Raw genomic sequence first — 12,848 nt, 5'->3', positions numbered from 1 at the left:
AAAAGCGTCGCTTTTTAGCTCTTCGCTTCCGGCACTTATTCAATATAGCGAACCTCCTTAAGCTTGTCAACTATTTTTCCAAAAATATTTTGGACTTTTTTTCCATCACTATCAAAGCCTTAGATAGTAGGGGGTTTAGGCTATAGTATTCGTGGAAGTAAGGAAGCAATAAAGTTGTGATAAATTCTGCTGTTCTGCCGCCCTGGTTGGTTTTAGATCCACTTTTGCGTAACTGGTTGTTGGAGGATATTGGTAGGGGCGATCGCACAACAAATACGCTACTAGTAAAAGATGTGACGCTAGGCTCGGCTAAATGGATAGCTAAAGCTTCAGGGATAATTACTGGCTTACCACTTGCAGCTAGGGTATTTCAGATTTTGAATGAAAAAGTCAGCTTTGTGGCGGTTGCAGCTGAAGGTGCATGGTGTGAGCCAGGACAGGTAGTAGCTGAAATTTATGGTTCGCTGGATGCACTATTAATAGGGGAGCGAGTTGCTCTAAATTTAGCTATGTGCTTGAGTGGGATTGCCACGCTAACTAATATATATGTAGAGAAAATTGCCGATTTACCTGCTCAGTTGGTGGATACGCGTAAAACTACACCAGGACTCAGACTGTTGGAAAAGTACGCGACTGCTGTGGGCGGGGCGATTAATCACCGCATGGGGTTGGATGATGCGGTGATGATTAAGGATAATCACATTGCGGCGGCTGGTGGAATTGGAGAAGCAGTTACCCGTATTCGTTCTCAGATACCTTATCCCTTGACAATAGAGGTTGAGACCGAAAGTTTAGAGCAGGTGAAAGAAGCTTTGAAGTATAGCGCTGACATTATTATGTTAGACAATATGCCTTTAGATATGATGCGTCAAGCGGTGCAGTTGATTCGCCAGCACGAGAGCCGGGTGAAAATTGAAGCTTCGGGGAATGTGACTTTGGAAACGATTTGCGGTGTGGCACAGACGGGTGTTGACTATATTTCTAGCAGTGCGCCGATTACTCAGTCAAAGTGGCTAGATTTGAGTATGAGGATTGTACTTTAATTATCAAAGTGTCAGTAAAGATTTATAAATTTATAGGAAAAATATACGTAAATTTTACTATTGTTACTTAGATAAAGTCTAAAATATTATTACGATGTGAAATAAGAAGAGCGAGAAAAAAGCGATTACTCAAGTTTAGACTTGATGCTTCAGTCCTCGCTCATCTGAAAATTTACCATTTCACTAAACTAAAATAAAATAAGTACAATTTCTCGTAGTTTAGACCAATTCTATGTGAGCCTCCATAAAATAGTCACTTTATATAGCAAGGATTTAAGGCAGATAATTCTGTGCATCTTCATAAAGAATTGATATTATTTGATAATTAACAGTTATCAGTCAATAATCTTAATTCATACCTTCTGCTTCCTGCCTCCTTCACGCAATACTGCCCCGTTTTCTGGCTTCTTTGTAAGAAATTCCAACATTTTTCAAACCAGCTTTGATCATTTGTTGTTCGAGGAGGGCAAAGAAACGCGCTCTATCGCCACCTTTAACCACTGCTTGATTATGCGCTTCTGCGATCGCTACAGGGTAGCCATATCCTTTTTGGACTTGTGCCAGCATTAATCCCAAAGCTTGCTCTAGCATGGTTACATTTTCTGCTACCCATGCCGGAACTTCGATCCGGGCGATTTCGGTGCCAACATGGACATAGCAAAAGTAAATGGTTTGATCACCGTAGAGTTCGAGAATGGGGGAATTACTGCGCCACAGGGTACTGCGTTGTCCCGGTTTGAGTCGGGTTGCCCAAATAGAAGTATCTCGTAACTGTTCAAAAACTTTACAAGCTACTTTTTCTAGCTGATTTGGGCAATAACTTTTACAGTCTGGTACTGGATGGGGACAAGCCAACAACCGTAAAAAGTTCATTGTTTCAATGCTGCGAGAGGCACTAAGATAGCCCATCAACGGAATTTGAGCATCACGCATCTGCTGCCAAGCTTCCAGGATGGGGGGTAAAATGCGATCGCGTGCATCAATTGGCAACTGTTCCAAAAACCAGTAAATTAACGAACCATCTACCATTGCCAATGCTGGTGCTTCCCCCTTCGCTGCACATGCAAGTTCTGCCAACACAGTTGTTTCTGAAGCAGTGCGGCGAAAACTCATCCATTCCTCAGTTCTAATTCCCCATTGCCGAGACATATATAAATCTTCCGGGCGATAAAATACCTCTGGCAAACTATCGAGTAACGGATGGCGGTTTTGTCCGTAGTGTAAGACTACTCTGCCGATATTCAGGAGATAACAGTAAGCAATTTCGTGATGATTGGGGGCAATTTGCGAACCATCAGTAGCGACGACAGTATGGATTTTTGGAGGAACTGGGATATCAATGCAGGTTTCTAACGGCTCAATTGGGGTAGCATTAGCAAAGAGAATGCGATCGCGCCATTTTTCCTGGCGATCAATTAAATCTTGTTGAGACTCGTAAGCATTTTTGAGATGTTGTTGCGCCAATTCTAAACGCTGGCGACTGGCAGCAGCTTCTAAGGTAAGATGGTGACTTAAACCCTGCATCTGTCGCGCCAGTTTTGTCAGATCAAGCATAAAGGTAAGTGCTGAATTAGGAGTCATTCAATTTTATATTTTTAATTTTGGATTTTAGATTAAAGGAGAAATCTAAAATCCAAAATTTGCAGAGTTAAAATTTTTTCTAATTTCTTACTATCTTTAAAATATCTCAATTCGTTGACATTCCGCCTTTGAATAAATTCCGAGGCTAATAACTAAAGTTATCTTCGGAGGACTGAGTTAATAATTTTAGTCTACTTGAGTGGACTTGGGGTATAAGCCAGGAAGTTACAGCAGATTTCAATGTAAGGTATAAAAATACCCCACCCGCGCTATCATCCACCCTCCCCAAGGTATTGGGGAAAGTTAGGGAGGGGTGTACTTCATTGACTTGCAAAGTGCTGTAAGTTCTTGGTGGGATATTGATCAAAGCAATAATTTGGCTGTTACAAATATCTGGGCAATGATAAGCCCTTTTAGGGTGAAGGCATCAAGAGATTATTGAAATATATTTAACATATTAAAGCCAAGCAGATAAATCTTTGGCAAATTGAGACAATGATAACAACTTAATTCGCGGATCATTTTGGGCAACTTCCCTTTCTGCTTGGGTATTATAGCCCCAGTCTGCAAGAAACAGTTTCACATCTTCAAGGTCTATTTGCTGTTGGACTAACTGCAATGTCTTGAGTCTATCTTCTACGAACCACAGACTAACTAGTTTGTCTGTTTCTGCCTGCTTTAATTCTCGCATAATTTCGTATTTGGGACGCTTGACTTCTTTCCCAAAAATCGCTCGTGCTGGTAAATTTACTCCTTCTTGTTGCAACAACTGCTGTACAAAACGCCCTTCTTTAGTTGTCACAATGTATAGCTTAACTCCACTGTCAAGAGTTAATTTTAGTTTTTCTACTATACCCGGATAAAATCTATGCAGACTTAGCCAACCGTCTAAATCAGTGGTAATCCATTCATCCCGTTGGTTATCTAGTTTTGCACCAATTTCTCTTGCTTGTAGCTTGTCATTTAACAAAAGTTTCGGAGCAATGATTACCCATTCATGAAGAATTTTTTCATCAGGAATTCCATCTACCAACGCTTTGATTAAAAGGGGCATTTCCCAACCCGTTTCAATTACGGGTCGCAGGTGATAGAATCTCAAAGCTAAATCATCTGGTGGTGTGTCGTTAGCAGGCGACCAAATTTGACAGTAGGTGCGCCACGCTACCTCAAAATATTCAATTAATCCGTCACAAATCACTCCATCAAAGTCCAGGGCTAAAACTGTGGGACTAGTTGCGGTCATTGTTTTGAGGATGAAACTGCTGTTGTCAGCTTACCTAACAAATTTAATTTATGCAGTAATTTTTGTTAGTATTTTATAATTTATGACTTGCTCAAAAAGTATGGTGGCATTGTCCAATCTGATTTGATACTAGTAGGTTAACGAGGATCTACAGCAGGTTTGTAATCAATTAAACGAATTTAATTTTGCTTGACTACTACAGTGATCAGTGGTAAAGAACGTTTAGCAGGTCTATGAACGACTCGACCCTGAGAATTGTATTGAGATCCATGACAAGGACAAATAAAGTGATTCTTCTCAGGATACTACTCAACTGTACATCCTAAATAAGTACAAATTGGACTGATAACGTACTCAGCAATATTTGGCCCGTCTTGAATAATGAGATAATCAACGTTATGGTCTGGCAAGCCTTTTACGAAAATTGGAATTCCGGGCTTTGCGGTAATAGTGCATTAGCCTGAATTTTCTTGCCGTCTTTGTCCAGTGCCACAGATCCTGGAAGATAATTTTGACAGCGTGAATTCTTTAGATACAGCGAGCAAAGGGTTTCTAGGTTTATCTTACGACCTTGGCTGACTTGGGAAATAAATATCCCATCGCTGCTGATGCGACTGTACTACCTAGATGTAAGTTAAAAAATCCCGGCGCGTTTTTATCTTGGCTGGAACTTTGCCATTAGTAGAAGAATTTTCTTCCATGACCCGATTTCTCAAGAAAGGTTTATTAATATACTACGGCACGATCGCGTTGAAATTATTCTTTGGTTTGAAGTTATTTAATAGTAAAAATACCGGATTTAGGACTAAATACAGCAATCATATTTGATTTGTAAGAATTGCGAACAACCAACTGCTCAAACAGTCAAGACATTAGTTGAGTCAATTAAAAAGATAGGAAGTGTTCTCGCAATTTTTGCTGAAACTACAATTAACTCAGCTTTAATTAAAACTTTTACTCAAGAAGCAGGGGTGAAATTAGTACCAAATCAACTTTACTCTGATTTAATTGGTGCAAAGGTAAGTGAAAAAGATTTCTATATCAAAATAGTAGAGGTAAATACTCACAGCATTATAAAAGCATTGGGGGAAAATATCCGCTATTTCAACTAAAGAAGTAAATTCATCTGAGCGAATATCTAACCTTAGAGGTGTTTCGCTCAAATATTTTCTCAAAATCTCTCTAGAGAAAGAATTATTTATACCTTCGATTTTTTAAAATGTTATCTTAGAGTGTCATTCTTGAATACCTGAAAAAGCCATGAGTGAGAATAATCAAGAAAATCAAATTAATCAACCAGTGAGCGAAGATTCGCATTCTCGCGAAAAACCGGATGTGAACGAAAGAAACTTAACTGCAAATCCGGGAGATAGAATTGCTGATGAGTCTCAATCAGTTGAAGAAAAAGCTCAACAGGTAGCTGTTGATGATGTACCAGACATTACAGGCGATAAGATCACAGTCCCAACTTACTTCGTTGTGGATGAACCCGACGGTGAAAAGAAGGCACTCCACCACGTTAAAGATGCTGAAGAGATTTCCGACATGATTCGGGAAGCACGAGTTGATGAAAATGGAAATCGAGTTTGGTGGTAGTCTTTCATTGAAGAGATACGGAGGTACGGAGAGTTCTTTCTTTGCGTTCCCGTATCTGTCTTCTTTGATCAAGTAGATCCGTCAGAAAATTAAATTCGCGTAAACATAGGATATAAAATTTTATATTTATAAATCTTAATAATTACTCTATATAGCTTTTGCGGATTGTACAACCTAATAAATTCTGTTGAAGCTCAAAATTTTAAAATCCTATTTTTTGTCTCTAAACTATCATCAACTATGCCAAGCCTTGTTGCTACGTTGACAAAAGACATATAGTCGAACTTGACAACCCTTGTAAAGATTGGGTTAGAGATTTTCTAGTAAAACAACCCGCAAAGGCCGAGAAGTTAATTTATGCCTGTCAAACCCTAAAAGAATGGGCGAAGCTAAATTATCTCATAAAGTACGAATTTGCTTATTATAATTATCCCAGTGAAATGGAAGATGCACTCTATGTGATATTAGAAAACCACCTATGTCTGTTAAAAGCAACAGCACATAAGTGATTTTACAGGGTTTTTAACAGCAAAAATTAGTTAGTAGCAGAAGTTGCTAACTCCGCGAGACGTTCCTGTTGGTCTTGAGATATGCAAGATTGAATAAGCGTCTCTAAATCACCTTCCAGAACAGGGTTAAGGGAATAATTCTGACCTAACCGATGATCAGTAGCGCGGTTATCTTTATAATTGTAGGTGCGAATTTTTTCTGATCGCGATCCTGTGCCAACCTGCGATCGCCGCATAGAAGTTACAGCTTCCTGTTGTTCGCTTAACTTGATATCATACAACTTCGCCCGCAGAATTTGCATTGCCCGTTCTTTGTTTTGCAACTGGCTGCGTTCTTCTGTACAGAAAATGCGTATTCCCGTTGGTTTGTGCATCAAGTCAACGGCTGTTTCCACCTTGTTGACATTTTGTCCACCAGCACCGCCAGAACGGGCTGTGGTCATTTCAATATCTTTGGGGTCAATATGAATTTCCACATCATCCACCTCTGGCATAATCGCCACGGTAGCTGTGGAAGTATGAACTCGTCCCCCAGATTCAGTTGCCGGCACGCGCTGCACACGATGCACTCCAGCTTCAAACTTTAACTGGCTGTAAACGTCATTACCTTTAATTTCTAGAATGACCTCTTTCCAGCCACCCACTTCTCCTCGAGATTCGCTCACTAGAGAAACTTTCCAACCTTGAGTCTGGGCATAGCGGGTGTACATCTGCATCAAATCGCCAGCCCAAATACTCGCTTCATCGCCACCAGTACCAGCGCGAATTTCCAACATGATATTCTTTTCATCATTGGGGTCGCGTGGTAGCAGTAAAACTTTCAAGCGAGACTCTAAATATTCTATTTTTTGTTCAAGTTCCTTTACTTCCAGTGCTGCCATTTCTTGCAACTCTGGGTCACTCGCAGATTCTTTGTAAACCTGACGCGCTCCACTCAAGTCTTCTTGGGCTGTTTTCCAAGTTTCGTAGGTATTAACTACCTCTTCCAAAGAAGAACGAGACTTAGCAATTTGTTGATACTCATCAGGATTGCTAGCGGTATCAGGGTCGCCAAGACGACGTGTTAACTCATTAAAGGTTTGTTCAACAGATTTTAGTTTATCCAGTAAGTATGATTCAGCCATGACGAGTGCGATCGCTCCTTAAAAAATAACAAATTGGCTCGAGCATATAAATGACAATCGACCCAGCTGATGCAGGGCCGTCGTTAACAGCAGAGCCAACCCGCTACTTTTTCTTTTGTTCGTCGCCAGATGTTTGAGTGCTGCTCATGCCGTACTTGCGGAGGAAGCGCTCTACTCGACCCTCAGTATCAATAATCTTCTGAGTGCCGGTGTAAAATGGGTGATTTCCAGACCAAACATCTACGTGCAATTCTGGCTTGGTAGAGCCAATGGTCATAACAACTTGACCGTTGCAGTAAACTTTAGCATCTGGATACCACTTGGGGTGAATATCAGATTTAGCCATTGTTCTTTTTGTGATGAATCTATATCAATTATAACTTTCAGGTTTCAATTGGAGCTAGGGATTGGGGACTGGGAAAGATATAAACAACTGACTTTTCCAATACCCAATACCCAGTCTTTAGTACCCAATCGCTTAACGCTTAGAGTACTGAGGCGCTTTCCGGGCTTTATGTAAACCATATTTTTTCCGCTCTTTTGCCCTCGGATCACGAGTCAGATAACCTTCGATTTTCAAAGGTGGGCGGTTGTCTGGGTCTAGTTGGCACAAAGCACGAGCAACTCCTAAGCGAACAGAATCAGCCTGTCCGGTCAAGCCGCCGCCTTCTGCTTTCACCAAAATATCATATTCATTTTCTAGTCCCAGAGTTTCCAGGGGTGCTTTGATCACTCCCAGGTAGTTGGCATTGAATTGAAAATACAAGTTTCCATCTTTACCGTTCACAGTCAGTTGACCAGTGCCTGGAACCAAGCGGACTCTTGCTACTGCGTTCTTACGACGACCAGTACCCCAGTATACGGCGCGACCGCTATTGGCGTCTGCTACTACCATTAATTTTCTTCTCCAGGAATTGTACTAATTTGTAGTTCTTTAGGTTTTTGAGCATCATGGGGATGCGTAGGCCCAGCGTAGACTTTCAGCTTAGTGAACAACTGCTTACCCAGACTATTTTTAGGTAGCATACCTTTAACAGCCTGTTCTAAAATCCGCTCTGGTATGCGCTGTTGCAGTTTAGCAAAAGTTTCCGTTTTCATCCCACCAGGGCGACCAGAATGGCGACGGTAAAGCTTTTGAGTGCGCTTTTTGCCTGTGACTGCTACTTTCTCAGCATTGATGACGATTACGAAGTCACCTGTATCTAGGTGGGGTGTGTATTCGGGTTTCTTTTTGCCTCTTAAAACTTGGGCGATTTCACTTGCGAGGCGACCGAGGCGTTTATCGGTGGCATCTACTATGTACCACTCGCGCTCAAGGGACGCTTGAGAAGGAAGGTATGTTTTACTAGTTGTCATTTGTCATTTGTCCTTTGTCATTTTTGAGCCAGTGCGGTCTTCTCCAAAGGGAGAGGCTAGCGCCTGCCGTAGGATGCCCGAACGCAAAAGCGTCACCCGGAGGGTAATTTGTCATTAGTCATTTGTCCTCTCTTACAAAGTTCTGATCGGAGGTTTCCTCCGCTCAGACTTTGCGCTTTGTCATTTGTCGTTACTAAAAACCAATGACTAATGACTCTTGACTAGTGACGAACTTTGGCAAGGTGTCGTACCAAATCTCTTTTGGAAAGGGAAAATCTGGATAGCCGACTCGCAACAAGCACAAGCCTTGGGGCGGTGCGGCATATTTTACTTCTTCCCGACGTTCTTCTTTCCAGAGTTCAGTGAAGTTAGAAAGTGTCCGTTGTCCAGAACCTACTTGTACCAGCATCCCTACCAACAGCCGTACCATGCCATACAAAAATCCATCTGCCTGTATTTCAATATGGATAAATGGCCCACTGCGACGACACTCTGCCGCTTGCACCTCTACCCAGGAATGCGATCGCTTAGAGCCTGCACGGTGAAAAGCAGCTAAGTGATGCTTTCCCAACAGAGGTTTTAAGGCAGCTTGAATTAAGGATTCATCCAGGGGTGCATAATAATAATGCCAACTGAAAGGTCTTACAAACAAGTTAAGGCGATCTTCAGTATATATTGTGTAGCGATACCGTCGATAGGCTGCACTAAAGCGAGCGTGCCAACGGTTATCTACACTAGCTGAAGCCCTGATTAATATATCTGGCGGCAGATAGCTGTTGAGGATTGTTGCCCACTTGTGAGGCGGAATTAAACCTGTTGCTTCAAAATGGGCTACTTGAGCAGCAGCGTGGACTCCAGAATCGGTTCGCCCGGCACCGTGTAATGTCACATGATGCCCAAGAATAGTAGCGATCGCAATTTCGATCTCTTCTTGAACTGTCCGCTGTTTTTTTTGCCGTTGCCAGCCATGAAAATGAGTGCCCAGGTATTGAATTACCAAGGCTACTCGATGAGTTTGTGTAGGCTGGTGGCTTTCTAACATACAGATTTTGTCATTTGTCTTTTGTCGTTACCTAATGACTAGTGACTAATGACTTAAACCAATTCAATTATTGCCATTTTTGCATTATCACCCCGACGCGGTACGGTATGTAGGATGCGGGTATAACCGCCCTGACGATCGCCATATCGAGTTGGAGCTTGCTCAAATAGAGCGTGAACCAGTGGTTTGTCAAAGATGTAGCCAAGAGCTTCCCGACGTGCTGCCAGGGAGCCATTTTTAGCTAGAGTAATCATTTTTTCCACTTCACTTCGCAGAACTTTCGCTCTAATTAAAGTGGTGGTGATCTTACCATGACGGATCAGCTCGGTGGCGAGCGATCGCAGTAAAGCACGGCGCTGATCAGCTGGTTTACTAAGTTTTTTGACGCGACAACGGTGACGCATAATTATGCACTATGAGTTATGAACGGTTTTTCTTAAGGGTGTTTAGAGCCTCTTTCCATTGGCAGGGTGATACCCAAGCGTCGCTGCAAAGCTTCCACAACCTCTTCTGCTGACTTCTGACCAAAGTTCTTAATTTCTAAGAGGTCTTCTTGGGTATAATCCAACAAATCTGCCACAGAGTTAACTTGTGCCCGTTTAAGACAGTTATATGCCCGCACAGAGAGTTGCAACTCTTCGATCGGTATCTGGGCAGTTGGGTCGTCTGGAATATGTGAACCTGTGTCTGTTGGTTCCAGGGAGATGTCTTTCAACGGGTTGAATAAATCTACCAAGATCCCAGCGGCCGAGGATAGTGCTTCTTGGGGGGAAATACTGCCATTTGTCCAAACTTCCAACAGTAGTCGGTCTTTTGGGATCAAGCCTTCCCCACGAGATTCTTCAACACTATAGTTGACTTTTCGCACTGGCATAAAAATTGAGTCGATTTGGAGAAAGTCCAAAGATGTGGCTTCCTCACGTCCTCGCTCTACGGTGCGATAGCCTTTGCCTTTTTCGATCCGAAATTCCATTTCCAGTTTTCCTCCCTCAGCTAGGGTGGCTACATACTGGGTCGGATCGATGACTTCTACTTCACTAGGTAAATCAAAATGTGCCGCAGTGATAGTTGCTGGACCGTTAACAAGTAATCTACCAATTTGGGGTTGTGAGGAATAGTTTTTTAGGATAACTTCCTTCATTTTCATGAGGATTTCCAGTACATCTTCCCGCACACCCGAAACTGTAGCAAACTCGTGTGAAACGCCTGCAATCCGCACTGCTGTTACTGCTGTACCTTCTAGGTTGGACAGTAAAACCCGCCGCAGTGCGTTGCCAACTGTTGTTCCTTGACCACGATCTAGAGGTTCCAAAACAAATTTACTGTAATGGTTCCGACTTTCATCAGTATTCGACTCTACACATTCAATCTGAAACTGCGCCACGGATGAGCCTCCCTTTTTCTAAGGTGCTGCTAGCAGACAAATCAATTGCCTCCCGAATTGATTGCCAATTTTCGATTTTGGATTTTGGATTTTGGATTGTGCTTCTTTGGTTCATGCTCCGCCTCTTGCAGGCACAACAAATCTTAAATCATCAACTTAAAATCCACGAGGCCCTGTACCCTTGTAGTTGGGTTCAATCTAAAATCGCAAATCTAAAATCCAAAATTGATTGATAATATTTTGGGTAGCCCGAAGTTTAACAGCTTTCCCGGCGGGAAAATCTGACGCACTTCTGGTAGCCCAAGCTTTCACCCAATGACAGTTTGCACGTTAGACGCCCAAGCTGTCATTGCAAGTAACTTTACTTGGTTTGGCTGTAACTTCTCGTCTTCAATGCTCAAGTCTTGGTGTTTAAACTCGACGGCGCTTGGGTGGACGGCAACCATTGTGAGGAATAGGGGTAATATCTCGAATGAGTGTAATTTCCAGTCCTGCTCCTTGAAGTGCCCGGATAGCAGTTTCTCTACCTGCTCCTGGCCCACTGACCATTACCTCAATTTGGCGCATTCCTTGATCAATGGCCCTACGGGCTGCACTTTCAGCAGCGGTTTGCGCTGCAAAGGGAGTTCCCTTTTTTGCTCCCTTAAAACCGCTAGAACCAGCACTAGCCCAGGAGATGACATCTCCATTTTGATCGGTAATGGTGACAATGCTATTGTTGAAAGTAGACTGGATGTAGGCCATCCCATTAGGTACGTTCCGCTTCTGCTTTTTGCTCCCGGATTTTTTAGTTGGTTGTTTCGCCATACTTGTTTAGTTGATTTAAGGTAAAACTTGCTCTGATTAGCAAGCGTTGCAAATTTATTTCCCTGGAGCCTTCTTCTTACCAGCCACTGTCTGCCTTCTCCCTCGACGGGTTCTGGCATTTGTGCGAGTTCTTTGTCCTCTGACTGGTAAGCCCATGCGATGACGACGCCCTCTATAGGTACCAATGTCAACTAAGCGCTTGATGTTCAAAGACTCCAAGCGCCGCAAGTCGCCTTCAACTTGATAGTTGCTTTCTATTTCCCCTCGCAGGGCTGTTACATCGGCATCACTTAAGTCCTTAACGCGGGTGTCTGGGTTCACACCAGTAGCCGCTATAATTTCTTGAGAGCGTGATAACCCAATTCCGTAGATGTAAGTCAGACCGATCTCGACGCGCTTATCGCGTGGAAGGTCTACTCCGGCAATACGTGCCACAATGAACTCTCCCTATTGTTCTCGCAATTATTGTTGGTTAGAAAAACGTGATTAATCGCGTCTTTTCGTTTTAATGATCATATGCGTGTTACAACTCACTCTATTGGTAAGAGGACTATCCTTGACGTTGCTTGTGCTTGGGGTTCACGCAAATCACCATGACGCGACCACGACGTTTGATCACGTTACACTTTTCACAAATTCTCTTGACTGAGGCTCTAACTTTCATGCCTTTTATTTTTTGACTCCAAATATTAAGTTATAGCATTTCTAGGGAAATTAATCCACTTAATAGACTAGTAAACAGTCCAAAAAATGGTTTTATGATAAGATTTCTACATATAATTACTTCTTTCGTAGTCGATAGGTAATTCTGCCTTTGGTCAAGTCGTAAGGAGTTAACTCTACCTTGACGCGATCGCCGGGCAAAATCTTGATATAATTGCGGCGAATCTTGCCGGAAATGTGAGCCAGCACGTTAAATCCATTGTCCAAGTCAACGCGAAACATCGCATTGGGCAAGGACTCTGTAACCGTGCCTTCCATTTCAATTAAATCTTGCTTAGACAATTTGTTTTTTCCTCAACTCAACAATCTCGTGTTCAGTTGCAGCACTTCATCTGCAAGAGAACACACTTTAAGAAATATATCAACAGTTTCTTAATATATCTTAGCTAAAATGGATCTGCTTCTTAGTAGGGGGAGTGGGGAGTAGTAAGTGGTGAATC

General features: G+C 42.4%; 18 protein-coding genes. 3 read left to right on the top strand and 15 right to left on the bottom strand.

The annotated features are described in order from the left end of the window. The first annotated feature begins 176 nt into the window (after window positions 1–176). Entirely contained in the window at window positions 177–1,043 is an 867-nt protein-coding gene (gene nadC / locus V7K35_RS26895) for a carboxylating nicotinate-nucleotide diphosphorylase (RefSeq protein WP_335083215.1), read from the top strand. 378 nt (window positions 1,044–1,421) lie between these two features. On the opposite strand, the gene V7K35_RS26890 is transcribed toward nadC, so the two are convergent. From V7K35_RS26890 to V7K35_RS26880, 3 genes are all read right to left on the bottom strand, one after another. Beyond that, complete coding sequence (locus tag V7K35_RS26890) at window positions 1,422–2,597, bottom strand: DNA double-strand break repair nuclease NurA (protein ID WP_335083213.1); 1,176 nt, start codon at window positions 2,595–2,597, stop codon at window positions 1,422–1,424. 484 nt (window positions 2,598–3,081) lie between these two features. Beyond that, window positions 3,082–3,867 (bottom strand): HAD family hydrolase, encoded by a 786-nt coding sequence (locus V7K35_RS26885; protein ID WP_335083211.1) that lies wholly within the window; start codon window positions 3,865–3,867, stop codon window positions 3,082–3,084. Between the two features lie 179 nt (window positions 3,868–4,046). Further along, window positions 4,047–4,151 (bottom strand): Rieske 2Fe-2S domain-containing protein, encoded by a 105-nt coding sequence (locus tag V7K35_RS26880; protein WP_335083217.1) that lies wholly within the window; start codon window positions 4,149–4,151, stop codon window positions 4,047–4,049. A gap of 540 nt (window positions 4,152–4,691) precedes the next feature. On the opposite strand from V7K35_RS26880, the gene V7K35_RS26875 reads away from it, so the two are divergent. After that, the gene (locus V7K35_RS26875; RefSeq protein WP_335083208.1) at window positions 4,692–4,979 is read left to right on the top strand and encodes a metal ABC transporter solute-binding protein, Zn/Mn family; all 288 of its coding nucleotides are present in this window, start codon (window positions 4,692–4,694) and stop codon (window positions 4,977–4,979) included. Between the two features lie 148 nt (window positions 4,980–5,127). Beyond that, window positions 5,128–5,463, top strand: coding sequence for a hypothetical protein (locus tag V7K35_RS26870; RefSeq protein WP_334793702.1), 336 nt, complete (start codon window positions 5,128–5,130; stop codon window positions 5,461–5,463). Between the two features lie 535 nt (window positions 5,464–5,998). Here V7K35_RS26870 and prfA read toward each other — a convergent pair. From prfA to infA, 12 genes are all read right to left on the bottom strand, one after another. Next, on the bottom strand, window positions 5,999–7,096 hold the full coding sequence (prfA, locus tag V7K35_RS26865) for a peptide chain release factor 1 (RefSeq protein ID WP_334793703.1): 1,098 nt from the start codon (window positions 7,094–7,096) through the stop codon (window positions 5,999–6,001). A 103-nt stretch (window positions 7,097–7,199) separates the two neighbouring features. After that, window positions 7,200–7,442, bottom strand: a complete 243-nt coding sequence (gene rpmE, locus V7K35_RS26860; protein WP_273765764.1) for a 50S ribosomal protein L31 — start codon at window positions 7,440–7,442, stop codon at window positions 7,200–7,202. A gap of 132 nt (window positions 7,443–7,574) precedes the next feature. Then, a complete protein-coding gene (gene rpsI, locus V7K35_RS26855) occupies window positions 7,575–7,991 on the bottom strand; it encodes a 30S ribosomal protein S9 (protein ID WP_335083206.1) in 417 nt (138 codons plus the stop codon). Then, the gene (rplM, locus tag V7K35_RS26850) at window positions 7,991–8,452 is read right to left on the bottom strand and encodes a 50S ribosomal protein L13 (protein ID WP_229450944.1); all 462 of its coding nucleotides are present in this window, start codon (window positions 8,450–8,452) and stop codon (window positions 7,991–7,993) included. Before rplM ends, rpsI begins: the two co-directional genes overlap by 1 nt. 193 nt (window positions 8,453–8,645) lie before the next feature. Beyond that, the gene (gene truA, locus V7K35_RS26845) at window positions 8,646–9,494 is read right to left on the bottom strand and encodes a tRNA pseudouridine(38-40) synthase TruA (protein WP_335083204.1); all 849 of its coding nucleotides are present in this window, start codon (window positions 9,492–9,494) and stop codon (window positions 8,646–8,648) included. Between the two features lie 53 nt (window positions 9,495–9,547). After that, window positions 9,548–9,898, bottom strand: a complete 351-nt coding sequence (rplQ, locus tag V7K35_RS26840; protein WP_334793705.1) for a 50S ribosomal protein L17 — start codon at window positions 9,896–9,898, stop codon at window positions 9,548–9,550. A gap of 32 nt (window positions 9,899–9,930) precedes the next feature. Beyond that, on the bottom strand, window positions 9,931–10,878 hold the full coding sequence (locus tag V7K35_RS26835) for a DNA-directed RNA polymerase subunit alpha (RefSeq protein ID WP_273765775.1): 948 nt from the start codon (window positions 10,876–10,878) through the stop codon (window positions 9,931–9,933). Next, entirely contained in the window at window positions 10,859–10,993 is a 135-nt protein-coding gene (locus V7K35_RS26830; RefSeq protein ID WP_273765776.1) for a hypothetical protein, read from the bottom strand. Before V7K35_RS26830 ends, V7K35_RS26835 begins: the two co-directional genes overlap by 20 nt. 296 nt (window positions 10,994–11,289) lie before the next feature. Beyond that, entirely contained in the window at window positions 11,290–11,685 is a 396-nt protein-coding gene (rpsK, locus tag V7K35_RS26825) for a 30S ribosomal protein S11 (protein WP_334793706.1), read from the bottom strand. A gap of 54 nt (window positions 11,686–11,739) precedes the next feature. Continuing rightward, the gene (rpsM, locus tag V7K35_RS26820) at window positions 11,740–12,120 is read right to left on the bottom strand and encodes a 30S ribosomal protein S13 (RefSeq protein ID WP_069070762.1); all 381 of its coding nucleotides are present in this window, start codon (window positions 12,118–12,120) and stop codon (window positions 11,740–11,742) included. 115 nt (window positions 12,121–12,235) lie between these two features. Continuing rightward, window positions 12,236–12,349 (bottom strand): 50S ribosomal protein L36, encoded by a 114-nt coding sequence (gene rpmJ / locus V7K35_RS26815; protein ID WP_015200862.1) that lies wholly within the window; start codon window positions 12,347–12,349, stop codon window positions 12,236–12,238. A gap of 116 nt (window positions 12,350–12,465) precedes the next feature. Continuing rightward, window positions 12,466–12,690 (bottom strand): translation initiation factor IF-1, encoded by a 225-nt coding sequence (infA, locus tag V7K35_RS26810; RefSeq protein WP_006276978.1) that lies wholly within the window; start codon window positions 12,688–12,690, stop codon window positions 12,466–12,468. Between the last annotated feature and the right edge of the window lie 158 nt (window positions 12,691–12,848).

Origin of the sequence: Nostoc sp., assembly GCF_036917275.1 — a bacterium.
GTDB lineage: Bacteria > Cyanobacteriota > Cyanobacteriia > Cyanobacteriales > Nostocaceae > Nostoc.
Note: the sequence above shows the minus strand (reverse complement) of the source record. Positions and strands in the feature narration are given on the sequence as shown.